We start from the raw sequence: 20,425 nt of genomic DNA on the forward strand, positions 1-20,425 counted from the left end.
GTGAGCCGTGGCGCTTCAGCGCCTTCTTCATGAAGCCGAGCGCTGCTGCCTTGTCGCGGGTTCTGGTGACGAAGCTCTCAAGGATCTCGCCCTCGTGATCCACCGCTCGCCACAGGTAGACCATTTCACCGTTCAGTTTCACGTACATCTCGTCCAGGTGCCAGCGCCATTGGCGAAAGCCCCGTATCCGGCTCACCCGTTGACGGCGTATGTCGTCCGCGCACCGCAGACCGAACCTGTTCCACCAGTGGCGCACCGTCTCGTGGCAGATGTCGATGCCGCGCTCGAACAGCAGGTCCTCAACGTTCCTCAAGCTGAGCGGAAAGCGCACATACATCATGACCACCAGCCGGATCACCTCGGGCGAGGAGTTGAAGCGAGGAAACGGACTTGGCGGCAGCGCCCGTGATTTACGGCTCATCACCGCACGCTATCAGCACCTGCCCCGCATGCCACGTTGGTTTGACAGGGCTTACGCAGGCGTTCCTCCGCGCCTCGCTTGCATGATCTCAGCTCAGAACCGGCATCAGCCGAGACCCAGTTCTCGGCGTCCACGCGCCCGCCTTGGCTGTCCGGAACCGGTAATCCGTTCATCTGGATGAGTCATTCAGATTTTGACAGTGTGGGATGCACGCTCGACGATGTACCAACTGCATGCCCCAATTCTTGTCCTTGACTGGATTCAGTCCTGATCGAGCTGCTGCTCCGGTGCAGCTCGGCAAAATGCTGGCAGATCGAGGCAGGCGCGCTCGATTTCGCCCAGGCGCGGCCAGCGCAGCTCGACACCGAACCGGCGTGCGTTGACGAGCTGAGGCACCAGACACACATCTGCCAGCGTAACCGCGGCACCGAAACAGAAGGGACCCGCTTCATCGCGGACAAGGCGGTCACACGCTTCCAACCCCTCGTCGATGACCTGTGCGGCCCACTGGCTTACCCGTTCCTCGTCGAGTCCCAGTCCGCGCAGGCGCGCCAGCACTTTGAGGTTCTGCACGGGATGGATATCGCACGCGATCACTTGTGCGAAAGCACGCACCATTGCGCGGCGTAGCGGATCGTTGGGGAGCAACGGCGGTTCGGGATGAGTTTCGTCGAGATATTCGCAGATCGCGAGGCTTTGCGTCAGCACGGCGCCATCCATCTCCAGCGTCGGCAACAGACCCTGCGGGTTGAGCGCAAGGAACCCGGGCGCCCGCTGCTCGCCCTTGCGCAGATGGTGAAAGGCGTCGGCGTAGCCCACGCCCTTCAGATTCAACGCGATGCGCACTCGGTAGCTGGCGGTGGAGCGGAAATAGCCGTGCAGCACCGGCTCAGTCACGCGCGGGCGCTCCAACGGTGATGACGCAATTGCTGAGGCCAGCGATGCTTACCACGATCGTGTCACCTTCCTGCACCGCCCCGACGCCGGCAGGGGTGCCGGTATAGATGAGATCTCCCGGCTCCAGCCGGTAGAAGCGTGACACATAGGCGATCACCTCCGGAACCGACCAGATCAGGTCGGCAAGATCTGCATCCTGCTTCACCTCTCCATCGACGGTCAGGCGGATCGATCCGCTGCCGGGATGCCCCACTTCGGTCGCGGGATGGATCAGGCCCAGCGGTGAGGATTGCTCGACATTCTTGCCGGTGTCCCACGGCCGCCCCTTGTCGCGAGCCTCGAACTGCAGGTCACGCCGGGTCATGTCGAGTCCAGTGGCATAGCCATAGACGAGATCCAGCGCATCGCCGGCCGCGATGTTGCGCCCCGCCTTGCCGACCGCGACGACCAGTTCCGCCTCATAGTGGAAGTTGGCGGTTTCCGGTGGATAAGCGATCGTCGTGCCACCGGGCACCACGGTTTCGGCCCATTTCGTAAAGAAGAACGGGGCTTCCCGCTCGGGATCCTTGCCCATCTCGCGCGCGTGCGCCGCATAATTGCGGCCGATGCAGAAGACGCGACGCACGGGAAAGCCGCGACCATCGCTGGTTGCCGCAATCAAGGGCGGCGCCGGCTCGAACAGGTTCGTGGTCACGCGTTCAGTTCCTTGTACAGGTGGAGTTTTTCCTGCGCCGCCTTGTCGGAGTAGCCGAACAGGACAAGCTCGCTGTCCGCCTCCAGCACCAGTTCGTGCCAGGAGGGGACCACGACAATGTCTCTCGGGCTCAACCCGACCTGCTGCCCCTCAATCGTCGCAGTGCCCTGTCCCTCGACCACCACGAAAACCGTACCGTCGGTAGACCGGCGCGGTCGGGTGGCGAAGCCGGCGGGCAACAAGCGGATATGCGCGGAAATGGTCGGCATGACCGGACCGCCATCGGCCGGGTTCAGGAACTCCAGTGCATGGCCGAGATGGGGATCGATCTCCGCCGTACGCGCCATCGACTCCAGCGCCGGCCGCCACTGCGCATGCGGGTAATGAAACAAGGGTTGGTGAGCAGGGCGCCGGTCGGCGGCCGAGCCGCGCACCGGGCGCATGTTGTGGCCGTAGCGGGCCAGCGTGTCGCCCGGCGCGACCGTTTCGTTATATTGCTTCTCGCTGTGATGTTCGGCGAAGCTGGCGTCGAAGTGGCGCACGGTGGGAATATCCAGCCCGTCCAACCAGATCATCGGCCTGTCGGTGGGATTGCCATGATCGTGCCACTGCCAACCCGGCGTCAGCACTAGGTCGAACGGCCGCATCACCGCCTTTTCGCCGTCAACCGCCGTGAATGCGCCGTCCCCTTCCATCACGAAGCGGAGCGCGCATTGCGCATGGCGGTGCGCCGGCGCGATCTCGCCGGGCAGAATCAGTTGCAGTCCGGCATACAGGCTGGGCACCACGGCCGACTGTCCTGCGAGGCCGGGGTTCTCCAAGATCAGCACGCGGCGTTCGGCCTGTTCAGCGCTGATGAGGTCGCCGGCCCGCATCAGGTAATCGCGCGCCTCGTCATAGGACCAGCGATGAACCTGCGCCGGTGATTTCGGCTGGGGGCGGACGAGTTGGGCGAGAGATTCCCATAAGGGCGCCAGGTGGGCAGGCGCCATTTCGGCGTACAGTGCCTCCAGCTGCGAGCGTTGATCGTTGGCCAGCATCGATCCGAATCCTCCTTGGGCCGCGGGGCAGCAGCTTTCTCCACTTTGACATGTCGTAATCCTTTGCATGATGTCAAATGGTTTAAACCCGATGCCGCCACCCCAGACGCGCGCTGACATCACGGCACGTTTCGACCAGATCTGCCATCGCATCCTTGTCGCGCGCCTTGTCCCCCGCCCTGGCGGACGTGCCTGCCGCAAGCGCCGTTGCGCTGAGGATGGGGCGCCCCTGAAGGTCGAAAATCGGACAGGCGGTGGCGCGCAGGCCGGGGATCAACGTGCCCTCCACGTCTGCACGACCCGCCGCACGAACCCGTTTGCGGATCGTCTGCACCTGCGCGACGTCGACCGTCTCACCGCCCCCTTCGCGCTGCAAAAGGCCATCGATTTCCTGCTCTGGAAGGAAGCTCAGGAATATATGCCCCGTCGCCGAGTGCAGGAGGGGCAGCACCGCGCCGACATTGAACGAGGTCATTACCGCCGGCCGTCCCATGTGCCAGCGCACCACGGTTGGGCCGAGCGGGCCGAGCGCCGCGATCTGGACCGTGCGTCCGGTGCGAGCCACATAGGCCGCGATCGCCACGTCGGCGATGTTGAAGGCATCGATCCGCGCCAGCGCGCTCAGACCGAGCCGCAACGATGCCGGTCCCAGGTCGTACCTGCCCGTCTTGTTGTCCTGTTGGGCCATGCCGCTGGCTACTAGGCTGGCAAGATAGCGATGCGCCTGCGGCGGCGACAGGCCGCTCTCCTGGGCCACCGCGCTGAGCGGCACCGCCTCGCCCAGCGAGGCGAGCGCCTCTATCACGCGAAAGCCGATCTCGACCGACTGGATACCGCGACGCCGCGACGCGGGTTCTTCTAGATGGTCCTGCATGCTCATGACCGGCTTATAGCGCGGGTTGGAACAGCGTCACGGTCGCCCCGATGCCGCCCCGCTGACCGCAGGGGAGAAGGATGGATCATGCATCCGATAATCCCGCACGCCCAGCCACAGCGCCGCGACGGCCAGTGGCGAGGCGATGGCGGACACCAACGCGATCGCCTGTGCCAGACGGGACGGATCGCCGAACACGTAATCGGTGCACAGGGCGATGGCGGTCGGCCCCAACGCCGCGCCAATGAGATTGATCGTCAGCATGTACATCGCCGAAACCAGCGCGCGCATCCGGTTGGGCGTAAGCTCCTGAAGCGCAGCAAGGCCGCCGCCGAAGTTGAAGCCCGCAAAGAAGTTCATCGCGCCGATCAGCGCCAGCACCAGCGACGCACTGGACATCAGCGGGAACGCCACGGTGATCGGCATCAGCGCAACGAAACCGACGAAGGCGGCCCGCAGATTGGCATCAGCGCGGCCACGCGCGCGCATCCAAGACGCAAACCATCCGCCACCCAGTGCACCGGCAGTGCCACACACGAGCACCACCGGACCGTAGTAACGGCCGACATCTGCGATGCTCCAGCCAAAGCTGCGTTGCAGAAAGGCGGGAATCCACACGCTGGTGCCGTTTCCGACGAATATCATCAAGGCAAAGCCGATCGCGATCCCGGCATAAGCGCGCCAGCGACCCCGCAAATGCGCGGCAAACTCGCCGAAGGGCACCGCCGCCGGCTGACCCTGGGCGCCGCGACGGGCCGGTTCGCGGATTGTCATGGCGATCGCGGCGAGCAGGATCCCGGGTAGACCGAGCAGCAGGAAGATCAACTGCCATCCCCTCAGCGCACCGACTAGCGGCAGCGCCACGGTCGCGGACGGCGGCACCACGGAGGAGATGATGCCCCCGATCACCAGAGCCGACGCGCCGCCCAGATAAATGCCGATCTGGTACACGCCCATCGCCGCGGGCAGACGATGTTTGGGGAAATAGTCCGACAGCAGCGAATAGGCCGCCGGCGTCAGCCCGCCCTCCCCCGCCCCGACTCCAACCCGCGCGGCGAACAGGGTCGTGAAGGTCCGGGCAAGGCCGCACAGGCTGGTGGCGACGCTCCATATCAGGATAGCCCCGGCGATGATGTTGCGACGACTGGACCGGTCGGCGATGCGAGCGACCGGCAAACCGACCGCGACGTAGAACAATGTGAAGCTCAACCCGTACAACAAGCTGATCGCGGTGTCCGATATGTGCAGGTCCTGCTTGATGGGTTGCACCAGCAGTGCCAGCGCTTGCCGATCGACGAAGGCCAGCGTGTTGGCGAACATCAGCACCACGGCCACGTACCAAGCACGCGCCGCGCTGGGCCAGGGAAGGTCGTCCGGCGGGGGGGCGTCGAGGTTTCTCGTCACGTCGGTCATCTCCGGCCGGAGGGTCGTGTATCCACGATTACCCGGCGATAACGGGTCATGGCGGGCGTGCCACCCAATGCGCACAAAGCGTCCGCCGAAGGATAGCCGCTGTCATGGCGCAGCAGATTCGCGCGCGCCTTGGCATATGCGTCCAGCCGTTCTTGGATCAGCGCGGGCTGAACGCGGTCCCGCTGCCAGACGGAGGTGGTCGCGACCAAGCCCTCTATATCGATATCGCTGGCATACGGCAGCAGGCGAACAAGCGACTCCGAATCTTCCGGCTCGTTGCCGATGTCGGTCAGGATGATCGCACGTGCATGCGACGGACGGTCGGTCGCCTGAGCCGAGGCCGCGGTCATGACCAGCAGCAGCGTCGCAAGCGCCACAACTCCACGCCCAAGCAACCCGGTGCCACCACGCCCCGACGTTGGGGACCGTCCGTAGTGGCACCGGTCACACGTCATGCCCGTCAGAACCGCACGCCGAAGGTCGCACCCACATAACGGTCGGCATCCTTGCTGACATTCGCCCACAGGTCGTTCGGATTAGCCGTGGTGGCCAGGATGGTGCCGTGGTTCAGCTGGGTGAAGTAATGCTCGTCGAACAGGTTCCTGACGAAGAAGGTGAGGTTGTAGCGATTGTCGGCATCGTGGAACCCGATGCTGCCGTCGACCAGCGCATAGCCCTTCTGCACCAGCAGCGGGTCCTGGTTCAGCGCGAAATTGACCTCGCTTTGATAGTTTATACCGACCTGCACGAATGCAGACCAGCCGCCAATGTCATGCTCGTACCGCGGGGTCAGGCCGACTCGGTAACGCGGCGTCGCGGGCAAATTGCCGCCGACTACATCGATGATCGGATTGGAACTCGTCGTGACGCCGTTTACCGTCTGGCGGCGGATGTAGCAGCTGTTGGTCGGGAAGTTGGACGTGTACACTGTCGCGCTCGACTGCACCTGTATGGGACAGCTCTGGCCGGGTACGTCGATCGTCGCATCCAGCAGCGTGAAGTTCGCCGCAACCGTGAAGTTGCTCGACGGGCGCATGGTCGCTTCAATCTCGAACCCCTGCGACCGCGACTTGCCCGCATTGGCCAGCACCGTCTGGAACGTGCCCGCCGCAACGTCGGTGACTAGCGCCTGCACCTGAAGATTGGTGAAGTCCGACCGGAACAGCGCCGCATTGATATCGAACATGCCGCCGGGAGCGAGCCATTTGGCACCCAGTTCATAGGCGTTGACATGTTCCGGCGCGATACCCGTCTGAGTGGCAAAATTGGTGCTCACGTCTAGATCGAGCGCGAACGCCTTGTAGCCGCGTGTGTAGGTTCCGTAGAATTGCAGGTTCCGGTTTACCTCGTAGCGCAGGCCGGCGCGACCGGTCAGCGCCCGATCGTCGCGCGACCGCGTGCCCGAGTTGATAACCGTACCCGGGAACAGCGCGTCGCCCGTGACCAGCGGCCCGAAAACGGTGCCGGTGACCGTCTGCTTCTCATACTGGTAACGCAGCCCACCGATTGCGTGCAGCCCGCCCGCAACCCGCCAGTCGACCTGGCCGAACCCGGCGAGATTGTCGCTGCGGAAGGTCCCGTTGAAGCCGGACGAGTCCGCGCTGGTGACGGTGCAGGGCTGGCCCAGCGTTCCGGCGGCACAGCGCTGGCGCCGGCGATTATATTGCCTGGCAAGGTCCAGTCGGTTGTAGAACACGCCCACGACATAGGTCAGGTCGCGCGTGCCGTTCGAACCTAGCCGCAGTTCCTGTGAATAATTGTTGTACTGGAATTGCGACGCGTTCTGGTTCCACTGCGAATAAGGAAACGCACCTACATAGCGGACGGGATCGGAAGCGATCTGATCCGGCTCGAACTGGTCGGATTCGGTGAAGCGCTGAAACGCGCTGATCGATGTCACCGTCGCGGGCCCTAGGTCCCAATTCGCCTGCAACGAAGCAACGGTCGTGTTGGTGTCGAAGAAGCTGGCGTCGTCGTTCGACACCATGCGGTTCCCAGGCGACGCGGTGATCGACCCGAGCAGCGCCTGTACGGCGGGCGTGACGATGCGCACCGGAACGCGCGAGCAGCAATCGGCGCGGGTCTCGTTATGATCCCCGGTCAGCAGCAGGTTGAGGTTGGGCGTGGCGTCCCATTCCAGCTTGCCGCGAACGCCCCAACTCTTCTGGCCGTTTGTGTCATTGCCTGTGGCGGCATTCTCTATGAAGCCGCCGACGTGATTGTAGAAACTGCTCAGCCGGGCGCGCAGCGTGTCAGTCAGGGGACCGGTAACCGTGCCCTTGACGCGGTATTCGCCGTCCTCCGCGATCGTGCCGTCCACCCGGCCGCCGAATTCGCGTGCCGGCCGAGCCGTCACGATGTTGATGACACCGGCGGTTGCGTTTTTGCCGAACAGGGTTCCTTGCGGACCGCGCAAGACCTCCACCCGTTCAAGATCCGCCAGGTCGGCGAAGCCCTGCGCTTGGCGCGGCGCCACCACCCCGTCGGTGACTACCGCCACCGCCGCCTCGACGCCTAGGCTGAACAACTGTGTGCCGACACCCCGGATACGGAAGCTGTTGTTGCCGGGGTTGTTGCCGGCCTGGTACGATAGCGAGGGGATCGCGCGCGTCAGGCTGTTCGTCTCGTTGATCTGCTGCGTGGCCAGTGCATCACCTGTAATAGCGGTCACCGCGAGTGGCACCTGAACCAGACGCTCGGTCCGCTTCTGCGCCGTCACCACGATGTCGCCGGGAATGGTTGCGTCAGCCTGGCGGGTAGCATTGTCGTTGCTGGCAATGGCGCTTTCGGCCGGGGTGTTGGCCGCTTCGTTGGGAACGGTGCCCGCCCCAGTCGCCGACGCGGCGCCGCCTGGCCCAGGCTGTGCCACCTGCCCCGGACCTGCCTGTGCCTCAGCCGTGCCCGCCCCTGCGATCAGCGCGGCGGCAAGCGCCGTCGCTCCCGCCGAGTTCCTGAAAGTACGACTGAACCGAACCCTCATGCCATCCTCCACATGTCATTACCGCCATTGGCAGAAATCTTTGGGAGGAGTTTGACCGTCCGATCACACCTCTCCCGATCTAGTCACTGCCATTTTGGCTTAGCGCTAAACCGGCAAGGGTTGTTGCTCCTTTGGTGTGCGTTGTCAATCGCGTAATTCATTGCCCAATGGCACACTCATTCCAGGCCGAACTCGCGCCTGAAGCTCAGGCTGATTCCCTCACGATCAACTCGAAACCTACGCGCCGCGCTTGATCGCCCGTGTTCTCGCCCGTTCGGTGGCGCATCACCAGCACCTCGGTTGCCCATTCCGCCATCAGGTCGACGCGATGCCGCACCGTTGTGAGCGGCGGCCAGATCTTAACGGCGATCGGCGCGTCGTCGAACCCCACGATCGCCACGTCATGCGGCACCGCCAGTCCGCGGCGATGCGCTATCGAGCTGACGCCCGCGGCCATATCGTCATTACTGGCGAAAATGGCGGTCGGCGGGCGGGGAAGCGCCAACAACGCCTCGCCCCCGCGCAATCCCGCCTCGAACGTGAAATCGCCGGGACGAATCAGTTCCTCCTCGATCTGAAGGCCGTGTTGGTCCAGCGCCTGTCGATAGCCGGCAAGCCGTCCCACCCCCGAAAACTGATCGAGCGGTCCGGTCACGAAGCCTATGCGCTGATGCCCCTTCTCAATCAGCATTTGCATCACCGCCCTCGCCGCCGCAGTTTCGTCGATCCCGACGGTAATCATGTCGGGCGAGCGCATGCCCTGCGCGATCACGGCGATCGGGATGCGCAGCGCCGCGACGAGCGCCGAACCGCTGAGCAGTTCGGCATAAGCGGGCGACAAAAGGATCGCGTTGGCGCCGCTACGGACCAAGCCTTGGATTGCAGCCCTCGCTTCTTCCATGTCGGGCCGGTCGCATTTGCGGATCACTACCTGCGCCCCGAGGCGGGACGCGGCGTTGAGCGTTCCCACCAACATCGCGCTCAGAAAGGCGTTCTGCGCATTCTGGTACACCAGCCCGATACAGGTCACGCCCGCCGATGCCAGAGCCCGGGCCGCCGCGTTCGGCTTGTACTCCAATTCCTCCACCGCCCGTAGCACGGCGTCGCGGGTCTCGTCTCCTACCTTGCGAACGCCGTTGATGACGTTGGAAACGGTCATGGCGGACACGCCCACGTGGTCGGCGACGGCCTGGATCGTCACACCCCCACCCGACCGGCGTCTTGTTCTTGCCATTACCGCTTTGCTCCACCGCCCCGCCTCTTCTGCCAGACGGACTCGTCACGATCCAGACGGGAGAGGTTTGCTCTTAACACGCAAGCTAATTAGGTTTAGCGCTATATGCTTGCATGTTGTAAGCCGTGACGCGGGCGAGGCGGCGAGAGGATCGGAGAGGTAGATGGCAGGCAAGAACGAACCGGCGAGCATCGCAGCAGATGCGGACGCGGTAGACTTCATGCCGACACGCGGCAGTGACCCCGATAAGAACGGCGACGCGGTCGACAGGGTCCTCGCCCACGCAACGCTTGAGGAGAAGGTCGGCATGATGTCAGGCCACGGCTTCTTCGCGGCGTTGGGGGAGGATGATCGGGTCTGGGGCGCACGGCCATACCGCGCGGGGGGCGGCATCGACCGGCTCGGCATCCCGCCGCTGCTGTTCACCGACGGTCCGCGTGGCGTGACGCGGGTCGGCTCCACCTGCTTCCCCTGCACCATGGCACGTGGCGCGACATTCGATGCCGATCTCGAACATCGAATCGGACAGGCGATGGGCAAGGAAGCACGGGCGCAGGGCTGCTCCTTTTCCGGCGCGGTATGCATCAACCTGCTGCGTCACCCCGCTTGGGGGCGTGCGCAGGAAACCTACGGCGAGGATCCATGGCACTTGGGTGTGATGGGCGCCGCCATGGGTACGGGCATCCAGGCCCACAACGTCATCGCCACGGTGAAGCATTTCGCGCTCAACTCAATGGAAAATGCCCGGTTCAAGGTTGACGTGCGCGCAGACGAGCGCTCGCTGCACGAAGTCTATCTGCCGCACTTCAAGCACTGCCTCGATGCGGGGATCGCCAGCGTCATGACCGCCTATAACAAGGTGAATGGCGAATATTGCGGCCAGAACCCGTTCCTGCTGACCCAGATTCTGCGCGAAGAATGGGGCTTTGACGGCTTTGTGCATTCTGACTGGGTGCGCGGCGTCTATAAAGTCGATGGCGCTGCTGCGGGGCTCGACATCGAGAATCCCGAACCGCAGATCTTCGGTGAGAAGCTCGTGGAGGCGGTCCGGTCCGGCGCGATCGAAGAATCCGTGGTTGATCGTGCCTGCCGCCGCATTCTTGCCACGCAGTTCCGCTTCGCAGCGCGGCCGGACCCTCTTCCCGGCTATCCTTCCGACCTGATCGCGAACGAGGAGCACCGGGCGCTGGCGCTGGAGGCGGCGGAGAAGTGCGCCGTGCTGCTGGAGAATGATGGCACCCTGCCTCTGTCGCGCACGAACATCCGACGGCTGGCGGTACTCGGCAGGCTGGCCGCCATCGAGAACACCGGCGACAACGGGTCCAGCCGGGTGCGGCCACCTTATGTGGTGACGCCGCTTGCGGGTTTGCGCGATTTTCTCGGCATCGATGCGGTCGTGCATGGCGACGAGGACGATATCGAGGCCGCAGCCGCCACGGCGCGGTCGGCGGACGCGGTACTCGTGGTCGTGGGTTACACCGCCAAGGAGGAGGGCGAGTACATCATCGGTGACATCGCGCTGGGCGCCGATCGGAAACCGGGCGACCCAGCGCCTCGTCCCAGTATTTCCGACGTTCCCATCGGCGGTGATCGCGTCTCGCTCGACCTGCCGCCGGTGCAGATTGACCTGATCCATGCCGCCAAGGCCAGCGGCAAACCCGTCATCGTGGTTATCGTGGCCGGCTCGGCCGTGATGGTGGAACGCTGGCGCGAAGGCGTGGGTGCCATTCTCATGAGCTTTTATGCCGGCATGGAAGGCGGCACGGCCCTTGCCCGGTTGCTGTTCGGAGAGGTCAGCCCGTCCGGCAAGCTCCCCTTTACGGTTGCTCGCGACACGGACGATTACCCGTTTTTCGATCGCGACGCCGACACTATAGATTACGGCTATTGGCACGGTTATTCCAAGTTTGACCGGGAGCGGCTGACGCCGCGCTACGCTTTTGGCGACGGCCTGTCTTACACCCGCTTCTCGTATCATGGCCTGACCGCCCGTCGCGGCACTGATGCCATCGAGGTCGAGGTAAGCGTCCGTAACGACGGCAAATGGCCCGCAGACGCCGTGGTCCAGTGTTATGTCTGCGCGCCGGGCGTCGATGCCGAACGACCGATCAAGTTGCTGCGGGCGTTCGACAGGGTTCACCTGCGGCCTAGTCAGTCGGCGCAAGTTCAATTCTCGGTGCCGCTTGATTCACTGCGCTGGCGCGATGACATCGCGCATCGATGGCGTCTTGAGCGTGGCACCTATCGGTTCGGCGTGGGTGGCAGTAGTAACGAACTTGTCTATACGAGTTTGGAAGTATGACGTCGATGACATGATGCAGCTCACAGCGGCAAGCATGGACTTGGCGGCAGTGCCCGTGATGGACGGCTCATCATCGCACGCTATCAGCACCCTGCCCCGCCCGCCACGTTGGTTTGACAGGTCCCTTGCGCCGTCGCCCACCCCATCCATGACTGCGCTTACAACGTCACGAGAGTTCCTTTGATCGAAACGGTCTCGGTCAAGTCTGCGCCGTCGCGCCCACCGCGCCGTTCGGCGCCGACCATCAGCGATGTTGCCAAGCTTGCTGGCGTGTCCGTGATGACTGTGTCGCGCGTCGTTAACAATGGAAAGCACGTGCGCGAGGCAAAGCGCGAGGCGGTCAACGCTGCGATCGCCGCGTTGAACTATGCGCCCAACCTGGCGGCGCGCAGCCTGGCGGGTGCGGGGCAGGTCCGCATCGGACTGCTGCACAGCAATCCCAGCGCCGGGTTCCTGAGCGAGCTCCTGATCGGCAGCCTGGACCAGGCCGGCCGGGACAATGTGCAGATCGTGGTCGAAAAATGCGAGGTCGGCGATCATGAGGCGGAGGTCGCGCGCCACCTGATCGACGGGCGCATCGACGGCGTCATCCTGCCACCGCCCTTGTGCGAGGCCCCCGCGCTGCTCGCGCTGTTCGCGGAGGCGCGCGTTCCCGCCGTGTCGGTGGCGACCAGCCTGCCGCCCAGCGACGTGCTGTCCATCCGCGTCAACGACCGGGAGGCGGCGGCCGTGATGACCCGCCACATCATGTCCCTAGGCCATCGCCGCATCGGCTTCATAGCGGGCGATCCCACCTTGTCGGCCAGCGCGCAGCGGGCGCAAGGCTATCGTGAGGCGCTGGAGGAGGCGGGTATCCCGGTCGATCCGGCGCTGATCGTGGATGGCCTGTTCACCTATCGATCGGGGCTGGACGCCGCGGAACTGCTGCTGGAACTGGACGAGCCGCCGACCGCGATCTTTTCCTCCAACGACGACATGGCGGCGGCGACGGTCGCGGTGGCGCATCGTCGCGGGCTGGACGTGCCGGGCGACCTGACCGTCTGCGGCTTCGACGACACCGCGCTGTCGACGGCGATCTGGCCGGAGCTGACCACGATCCATCAACCCATCGCCGACATGGCGCGCGCGGCGGTGGAACTGCTGGTCGGGATCGTGCGCCGCCAGTCCGGGGACGAGAGTGTCGCGACCGACCGGGTCCTCGATTACATCCTGGTACGCCGCCAATCCGACGCTGCACCCCGTCAAAGGCCTCGTGCAATACCCATGGCATTAGAGCTCAATTTCGCAGGGGGCATGAGATCCGCCAAGGCAGTCGCACTCGGACTCAAACCCAATCATCTGGTCGAGGTAGGTCAGCTTCCCTGATCCACCGGCGATTGGGATGAAGAGAGTGCGGGAATGGAGCCGTTCTGGTTGTCGGAAGGGTTTGGGCAGCGATCTCGCCGCACTTGCCAAACGACCAGCCAAGAGCGCGCCAAGTGGACGGCGAAGGTTCTCGCGCTCACCGACGGTACCGACCATCAGCAAATGCTGAGGTGCCGTCGGTCAACGCGAACCGCTGACGTACCCGGCCGCGGCGGCAGCGTGAACAGCCAGCTCGGCGACGTTGCCGGTTATCAGCGGCCAGTCGGCGCCCGTTAGGGATCCTGCCGGGCACACGCATAGCCTCGCCGATCTGATACCCATCGACGCGGCAGGCGCGCGAGGTCCAGTGGAAAAATCGGGCCGTGGGGATGGATGGCGTTCCCGCAATTAGCAGTTTCTGCGAGGCGCTCACGACCCAAAGCACGAAGCCGCTGCGCGGCAGGGGTGTCCAGCGGTGAGGTAGCACACCTGCGCTGCGGTTTGGCCCGGCCGGAGCGGCGACGGACGATGGAGTTCCTTCAGCAAGAGGAACTCCCCGATGGCATCTCTTCCCACCGACCGGCCCGTCACCCCGCTGCGCCAGCGGATGCTCGACGACATGGCGATGCGCTCGATGCGGGCTCGGACACAGCACGACTATGTCCGCCACGTCCGCGCGTTCGCGGCCTTTCTGGGCCGTTCGCCGGACACTGCGACCGCCGAGGACGTGCGGCGCTTCCAGGTCCACCAGCGCGAACAGGGCGCGGGTGAGGCCGTCATCGGCTCCGCAGTGTCGGCGCTGCGCTTCCTGTTCACGGTGACGCTCGAGCGGCCGGACCTGTCGCGCCGCCTAGTGCTGGCGCCGCCTCCCAGGAAGCTGCCCGACGTGCTGAGCGTCGACGAGGTGGCGCGGCTGCTCGAGGCGCCGCCGGGCATCAAGTACCGGGCGACGCTCGGTGTCGCATACGGCGCGGGCCTGCGCGTGTCGGAGGTGGCGCACCTCAAGGCCGACGACATCGACAGCAAGCGGATGCTGATCCGCATCGAGGAGGGCAAGAGACGCAAGGACCGCAACGCCATGCTCTCGCCGCAGCTGCTCGAGCTGCTGCGGCTGTGGTGGCGGGAAGGCAAGCGGCGCTGTGTCCTGTTGCCGCACGGCTGGCTGTTCCCGGGACGTAGCTACACCGATCCGGTCTCGACCCGGCAGTTGCACCGCGCCGTCCATGAAGCTGCCGAGGCGGCTGGCATCCGCAAGCGCGTCAGGCCCCACACGCTACGGCACAGCTTTGCAACCCACCTGCTCGAGCAGGACGTCGACATCCGCGTCATCCAGGTGCTGCTCGGGCACAGCAAACTCGAGACCACCGCACTCTACACCAAGGTCGCCACCCGCACGATCCGGGCGGTCACGGGTCCGCTCGACCAGCTGATGGCGCTGATGGAGGGGAAGACGCCCGCCGGCTGACGCCGCGTGCGCACGTCCATCGAGGTCGCCGACATCTTCCGCGCCGCGGGCCCTGCGTACCGGGCCAGCCATGCCGGGCACCTGAGCCTCGACCAACTCAAGGTCATGTCGGCCATCGAGACCTGCCGAACCGCCGTCATGGGCGGTCACGTAGAGGCATGCACCGACTGTGGCCACTGGCGGGTCGCCTATAACTCCTGCCGCAACCGGCACTGTCTGCGGTGCCAGGGCGCGGCGGCGCGTGCCTGGCTCGCCGAGCGCGAGGCGGACCTGCTGCCGGTGGGCTATTTCCACGTCGTCTTCACGCTGCCGGTCGAGGTCGCCGACATCGCTTTCCAGAACAAGGCCGCAGTTTATGGCCTTCTGTTTCAGGTGGCGTCCGAGACGATGACGACCATCGCCGCCGACCCGAAGCATCTGGGCGCCCGCATCGGCATCACCGCCGTGCTGCACACATGGGGGTCGGCGATGACCCACCACCCGCACATCCACATGATCGTGCCGGGCGGCGGGCTGTCGCCAAACGGGAGCCGCTGGATCGCGTCGCGGCGAGCGTTCCTGCTGCCGGTGCGCGTGCTGGGCAAGCTGTTCCGACGCCTGTTCCTCACCGGCCTCATGGCGCTGCACGAGGCTGGGCGGCTCGCCTTCTATGGCAGCATGGCGCACCTCGCCGACCGGCGCGCGTTCCTGCGTTACCTGTCACCGGTGCGGAAGAAGCGCTGGGTCGTCTACGCCAAGCCGCCGTTCGCCGGACCCGAGACGGTGCTGGCTTATCTGTCCCGCTACACCCACCGCGTCGCCATCTCGAACAGCCGCCTCCTTCGCTTCGACGAGGCCGGGGTGACGTTCTGGTGGAAGGACTACCGCCGCGGCACCGCCGACCGGCAGCAGGTCCTGATGCTCACCGCCGACGAGTTCATCCGCCGCTTCCTGCTCCACGTCCTGCCGAAGGGCTTTCACCGCATCCGACACTACGGCCTGCTCGCCGGCGCCACCCGCAAAGCGCACCTCGAACGCGCCCGCCAACTGCTCGGGGTCGCACCGCCCGTCGTCACCAACACACCGGCTGAACCCGACGACATCTGCCCACCATGCCCGTGCTGCGGCGGGCGCATGGTGGTCATCGAGACGTTCGCACGCTGGTGCCGGCCCCGTGCGCCGCCATGCGCTGTCGCCACGACCGGGACCGCCGCGCCATGACCCGGCATGGCTCGCCGCCACCTCGCCACGCAGGTCCTGCGCTTCCGGCGACGATACCGCTCATGCTGACGACGCCACCAACCGCGCCAGTGCCCGTCTCAGGCCCCGATACCGGCCAACACCTGCCCCGGACATCGCCGCTGGCGGCCATGTTCCCGTCCGACAATGCCCCATGCGGCGCCCCTGTTTCGCGCCTTACAATCGGGCCAAACCCGAAAAACCCATAGCTCACCGCCCGTGGCACGCGGCTTCCTGCTTTGGAGGATATCGTACACCTGCCGGCGCCCGATTTCCTTCACAGTTGTGGCCATTCAGGCCACCTTCAGCGCTACCCGATATCTGCCGTCCAATTACCTTGGCCGAAGGCGGCGCCCGAACTCCGCTTTAGAGGCCGGGAACGGCCGGTATGGGATGCAAGCGGTCCGGCAGCTTGAGACGGCCGCTGGTAGGTTGCCGACCGGCCTCTTTGATGTTCAGATGATTATGGCCGCCCCGCGCGGCTATTCAGCGACCCGGAGGAGGCTCATGAAAAGCTGGATGATCGGCCGCATTGGCCCGATGATCGCCGCAGCGCTGTCGGACGCTGCACCCAAGGCACCCTCCCTGGCCGCCGACATACAGCGAGAGCCGGCGACGATTACGCTGGACACCTTTGTCGTCCGTTCAACGCAGCCGCAAATTCTTGCTTTGGGCGAAGCCTCGCATGGCAACGAGGATGTGCTGCGCGCGCGCAATCGCCTCATCCGTCGGCTTGCCAATCAGAGGCTTATCCGTTGGGTCGCGCTCGAGACCGGCTATGCGGAGGCACGCCTGCTTGACCGGTTCGTTCGGGGCGGGGTCGGGGAAGCGGAGGATGTCGCGAAGCACGGATTTACCTCCGGTTTCGGCGCTTTTTCGGAGAATGCGGCTCTGCTGCGCGATCTTAGGGCGGTTAATCTGGTGCGACCGAAAGGCGACAGGATCGGGATCATCGGGATCGACCTGAGCCTGGGTGGCCCGCTGGATAGCGCACCCACTATGGCCCCGGTACGGTGCGCGCTCGAAGCGGTTACCAATCCCGCCCGCCGTGAAGCTTTGAGGACCGCATTCGAGGAAGCCGTCAAGCCCGGTCTCGCCACCATCGCCGTCACGGGCGAACAGAAAGCCGGGTTCCACGCGCTCGCCCGTCGGCTTCAGGCTGTGCTGCCGCCGACCGCCTCGCGGGAAGCGCAAACGTGCGCCCGCATTGTCGAGCAGAGCGCAGCAGTCTTCGACTCGATGCCAAGGGTGATTACGCCTGGATCGATTCCGACGGATGCATGGATTTCCATCTCACGCCGGGACAAGGCCATGGCGGCGAATGCGCTGGACATACTCCGACGTTCCGGCGGCAAGAGCCTGCTGCTATTCGCGCATACGAGTCACGTGCTCAAGGTGCCTCGACGTGGCGGTCAATGGGCAACGCAGCAGCGCCCCCCGCGGAGCATGGGCGAGTTCCTCCATCAGCACCTCGGCAAACTCTACTTCGTCCTCGCTCAGGTCGAGCGCGCACCTGCGAAGGACGCTTCCGTGCCGGATCTTATCACCACGATGAAGATCCATTGCGCGGGGCCGTGTGTCGTGCCCACGACGACGCAGCTGGAGCATTCGCCAGCCATCGTTCGCGTCGGTATCAATGGAAATGACGAGCAACTGATCGATCGCAGTGCCGCTGACGAATTCCTGTTTGATCCTCGAGGAAATTGACGTCTCCCAAGTGGCTATTTGTCGGGCAGCTTCACGGCCGCTAGGACCCACAGACGGCCATTCCCAATCGGTTTACCGCTTCCCGACAACCGCCGCTCGTTCATCGACTAGGTAGTCTACCCAGACGCCTGATGAATGCCCGTTTCGTATCGTTTGGGGACGGGCAGTTGATGCGGCGTCGAACGGTTTAATCACTCTGCCATCGATCGATCGTACTGCGGTATCTGCGGCTGCCCCGAACCACGGTGCCGCTGTGGAGGGTCACTGAGAAGTCGCCCGAACGGTCGACCTCAACGTGGCTGATGGCGCCCAGCCGAACAAGCGTCCCGCGGTGCACCCTTGCGAATGTGTCGCCTAGCTCCGCTTCAACGGCTGTGAGGGTGGCGCGGTGGAGCAGCGTCCGTCCAGCCCAGTTCACCTCCACATAGTTGCCGGCAGCGGCGACGCTCTCGATCTGCTCGTGGGGGATCGAACGTCGTACGCCGCCATCCGAGACAACAAGGCGACGCGAGTCCGATGGCACGACCGGGGCGCTCGCCGCAGGCAAGTCGGCGTTGCGAGCGATCATCCACCGTACAACACAGGCGATCACGACGAATTGCGAGAAAGTGACCAGATCCTTGCGGTACTCGTACGCGATCCGGTCTCCGACCAGGCCGAAGAAGCGGTAGGGACCTTCTCCCACGGCGGCGTAGTACGCGTGTCGGAGAGCAACCATAACGCCGATGTGCCAGGCGGAAGCCGCCACGCTGCCCGCTAGGAACAAGAGGACGATCGCGGTCCATCCGAAGCGCGGCGGCCTGATCCGACCTGTCGTCCACCAGAGCGCGGGGTAAAGGCTGAGCCAGCCGATCATGCTGGTCCATTCCCACGACCATATCAGGTGATCGGGAACGCGGGCACCGGTTGAGCGCAGGTCGCTGATCGTGGACTCGGCATTGGCGATCATCACCATGCCGACGATCATCAGGAAACCGCCCAGCGCCAGGATGGCGGTCCGCCGCTGTGCGCCGTTCATCCCGCGCCAGCCGCCGCTCGCCCCAGTCGGGCCTAAGTCCATCCCATCGTCCCCGCCTGCCATCCCTTCACGGTAGTCCCGCGACGGTCCGCGCGCCAACCGCCTCCCGCCATCTTGGAAGGAGCGAGCGATGGAACGACATTACGGCATGGATTGGCTGAGGATCGGGGCCTTCGGGCTGCTTATCCTCTATCATATCGGCATGGTCTTCGTGCCGTGGCCCTTCCACGTGAAGACAGCGCATCCGCTTGCCTGGGTCGAGATCCCGATGTTCGCCACCAACCCATGGCGGCTGACGCTGCTGTTCGTCGTATCCGGATACGCCAGTCGCACACTGCTCGCGAAAGCGGGCAGCGCAGGCTCATTTCTGCTTAGCCGCAGCAGCCGGCTGCTGCCGCCCCTCCTTGTCGGCATGGCGGTGATCGTGCCGCCTCAGACGTGGGTCGAGCTAACCACGCAGCATGGCTACCGGCACGGCTATCTCCCTTTCTGGCTCGGCGATTATTTCCGCTTCGGCACGATCGACGGCATTATCATGCCGACCTGGAACCATCTGTGGTTCGTCGTCTACCTGTGGATCTACAGCGTGGTCCTGGCCTGCACCTGCGCGGCTTTGGGCAGGCATAGCCTGCAAGGCTGGTTCGACCGGGCGTTCGCCGGCTGGCGTACGGTGGTGCTGCCCGCGATCTACTTCCTGCTGCTCGGGGCGGTGCTGTTTCCCCAGATCGAAGACACGCACGACCTCTTCCACGACGGTGTCGCCCACCTGCGCTATCTTCCGGCCTTTCTGTTCGGCTTCGGCGTCGCCCGTTCGCCGCTCGTGCTGGCGAGCTTCGCCCGCCACTGGCGAGTGGCCAGCACGGCCTCCGTGCTGTGCTTTGCGACGATCGCGACGCTGCTGGTCTTATGGCCCGACTTCACCTTCCCCGAGACGCCGGTGGTAGTCTGGACCTACCGCTTTGCCCGCCACCTCGAAACCTGGACGGCGATCGCCGCGCTGATCGGCATCGCAGAGCGCTTCTGGAACCGCGACGGACGCTGGCGGGCAACGCTGGCGGAGGCGACCTTCCCCTTCTACCTCATCCATCAGACGATCATCGTGCTGGTCGGCGGCTGGCTGCTGCCGTTCGTCCTCGGCCCAGGCACCGAGTTCGCCATTCTCCTGCTCGCCACGGTGGCGGGATGCTGGGCATTATACGACGCTGGGCGGCACGTAGGCTGGCTCAGGCCGCTCATCGGGCTCAAGCATCGGCCACGCTGATCGAGGAAAAATTCGCATCCGAATGTCGTAGCGCGTCACGATCAAACGTCTTGAAGCGCAACTTTGAAAAGGAGCAACGCGATGAAGGTCATGGTGCTGGTGAAGGCGGACGCGAACAGCGAGGCGGGGCGGATGCCAAGCCCGGAGCTGCTCAAGGCGATGATGAACTACAACGAGGAACTGGTGAAGGCAGGGGTTCTGGTGGCCGGCGACGGCCTGAAGCCGACCTCCCAGGGTGTTCGCATCCATTTCTCAGGCGAACAGCGGACCGTTATCGACGGGCCGTTCACCGAGACCAAGGAGCTGGTCGCCGGCTATTGGATCTGGGAAGTCGCCTCGATGCAAGCGGCGGTGGACTGGGCCAAGCGCTGTCCCAATCCGCAGGTGTCGGACTCCGACCTCGAGATCCGTCCCTTCTATACGATGGAGGACTTTGCTGACATCTCCACGCCGCAGATCGATGCGCAGGAACAGCGCATGCGCGCAGCCATCGAGCAGCGCACCGCGTAACGCCCGTAGATCAGCGGTCGGCGGGACTTGATCCCGCCGGCCCGCGA

17 protein-coding genes are annotated in these 20,425 nt (G+C 64.8%); 7 read left to right on the top strand and 10 right to left on the bottom strand.

What is annotated here, in order from left to right; genetic code table 11:
- From BMX37_RS16015 to BMX37_RS16055, 9 genes are all read right to left on the bottom strand, one after another.
- Positions 1-421: IS6 family transposase (locus tag BMX37_RS16015; RefSeq protein WP_139198125.1), on the bottom strand; the 421-nt coding region annotated here is incomplete at its 3' end.
- Positions 422-682: 261 nt separating this feature from the next.
- Entirely contained in the window at positions 683-1,318 is a 636-nt protein-coding gene (gene maiA, locus BMX37_RS16020; RefSeq protein ID WP_093666869.1) for a maleylacetoacetate isomerase, read from the bottom strand.
- The gene (locus tag BMX37_RS16025; RefSeq protein ID WP_244501640.1) at positions 1,311-2,012 is read right to left on the bottom strand and encodes a fumarylacetoacetate hydrolase family protein; all 702 of its coding nucleotides are present in this window, start codon (positions 2,010-2,012) and stop codon (positions 1,311-1,313) included. The genes maiA and BMX37_RS16025 overlap by 8 nt, the downstream gene beginning before the upstream one ends.
- A complete protein-coding gene (gtdA, locus tag BMX37_RS16030) occupies positions 2,009-3,052 on the bottom strand; it encodes a gentisate 1,2-dioxygenase (RefSeq protein ID WP_093666793.1) in 1,044 nt (347 codons plus the stop codon). The genes BMX37_RS16025 and gtdA overlap by 4 nt, the downstream gene beginning before the upstream one ends.
- 82 nt (positions 3,053-3,134) lie before the next feature.
- Positions 3,135-3,932, bottom strand: coding sequence for an IclR family transcriptional regulator (locus BMX37_RS16035; RefSeq protein ID WP_093666794.1), 798 nt, complete (start codon positions 3,930-3,932; stop codon positions 3,135-3,137).
- Between the two features lie 30 nt (positions 3,933-3,962).
- On the bottom strand, positions 3,963-5,330 hold the full coding sequence (locus BMX37_RS16040) for a spinster family MFS transporter (protein WP_244501641.1): 1,368 nt from the start codon (positions 5,328-5,330) through the stop codon (positions 3,963-3,965).
- Positions 5,331-5,335: 5 nt separating this feature from the next.
- The gene (locus BMX37_RS16045; RefSeq protein ID WP_212611470.1) at positions 5,336-5,716 is read right to left on the bottom strand and encodes a nucleoside hydrolase-like domain-containing protein; all 381 of its coding nucleotides are present in this window, start codon (positions 5,714-5,716) and stop codon (positions 5,336-5,338) included.
- A gap of 83 nt (positions 5,717-5,799) precedes the next feature.
- Positions 5,800-8,319 carry a TonB-dependent receptor gene (locus tag BMX37_RS16050; protein WP_093666796.1) on the bottom strand — a complete coding sequence of 840 codons (2,520 nt, stop codon included), beginning with the start codon at positions 8,317-8,319 and terminating at the stop codon, positions 5,800-5,802.
- A 205-nt stretch (positions 8,320-8,524) separates the two neighbouring features.
- On the bottom strand, positions 8,525-9,520 hold the full coding sequence (locus tag BMX37_RS16055) for a LacI family DNA-binding transcriptional regulator (RefSeq protein ID WP_170842034.1): 996 nt from the start codon (positions 9,518-9,520) through the stop codon (positions 8,525-8,527).
- A gap of 196 nt (positions 9,521-9,716) precedes the next feature.
- Between BMX37_RS16055 and BMX37_RS16060 the strand changes: the two genes are divergently transcribed.
- The 5 genes from BMX37_RS16060 (at position 9,717) to BMX37_RS16080 (ending at position 17,589) form a co-directional block, all read left to right on the top strand.
- On the top strand, positions 9,717-11,855 hold the full coding sequence (locus BMX37_RS16060; protein WP_093666798.1) for a beta-glucosidase family protein: 2,139 nt from the start codon (positions 9,717-9,719) through the stop codon (positions 11,853-11,855).
- Between the two features lie 243 nt (positions 11,856-12,098).
- Positions 12,099-13,220: a LacI family DNA-binding transcriptional regulator gene (locus tag BMX37_RS16065; protein ID WP_280139268.1), complete on the top strand. Its 1,122-nt coding sequence runs from the start codon at positions 12,099-12,101 to the stop codon at positions 13,218-13,220.
- Between the two features lie 538 nt (positions 13,221-13,758).
- Positions 13,759-14,664, top strand: a complete 906-nt coding sequence (locus tag BMX37_RS16070) for a tyrosine-type recombinase/integrase (RefSeq protein ID WP_093666799.1) — start codon at positions 13,759-13,761, stop codon at positions 14,662-14,664.
- Positions 14,665-14,670: 6 nt separating this feature from the next.
- The gene (locus tag BMX37_RS16075; RefSeq protein ID WP_093666800.1) at positions 14,671-15,864 is read left to right on the top strand and encodes an IS91 family transposase; all 1,194 of its coding nucleotides are present in this window, start codon (positions 14,671-14,673) and stop codon (positions 15,862-15,864) included.
- Between the two features lie 537 nt (positions 15,865-16,401).
- Complete coding sequence (locus tag BMX37_RS16080; RefSeq protein WP_212611471.1) at positions 16,402-17,589, top strand: erythromycin esterase family protein; 1,188 nt, start codon at positions 16,402-16,404, stop codon at positions 17,587-17,589.
- A 187-nt stretch (positions 17,590-17,776) separates the two neighbouring features.
- Here BMX37_RS16080 and BMX37_RS16085 read toward each other — a convergent pair whose 3' ends face one another.
- Positions 17,777-18,706, bottom strand: a complete 930-nt coding sequence (locus BMX37_RS16085; RefSeq protein ID WP_139198126.1) for a LytR/AlgR family response regulator transcription factor — start codon at positions 18,704-18,706, stop codon at positions 17,777-17,779.
- A 49-nt stretch (positions 18,707-18,755) separates the two neighbouring features.
- On the opposite strand from BMX37_RS16085, the gene BMX37_RS16090 reads away from it, so the two are divergent.
- Complete coding sequence (locus tag BMX37_RS16090) at positions 18,756-19,868, top strand: acyltransferase family protein (RefSeq protein ID WP_342027879.1); 1,113 nt, start codon at positions 18,756-18,758, stop codon at positions 19,866-19,868.
- A gap of 81 nt (positions 19,869-19,949) precedes the next feature.
- Positions 19,950-20,378 carry a YciI family protein gene (locus tag BMX37_RS16095; RefSeq protein ID WP_093666804.1) on the top strand — a complete coding sequence of 143 codons (429 nt, stop codon included), beginning with the start codon at positions 19,950-19,952 and terminating at the stop codon, positions 20,376-20,378.
- Positions 20,379-20,425: the final 47 nt, after the last annotated feature.

The sequence above is a fragment of the Sphingomonas gellani genome (genome assembly GCF_900110035.1).
GTDB lineage: Bacteria > Pseudomonadota > Alphaproteobacteria > Sphingomonadales > Sphingomonadaceae > Sphingomonas > Sphingomonas gellani.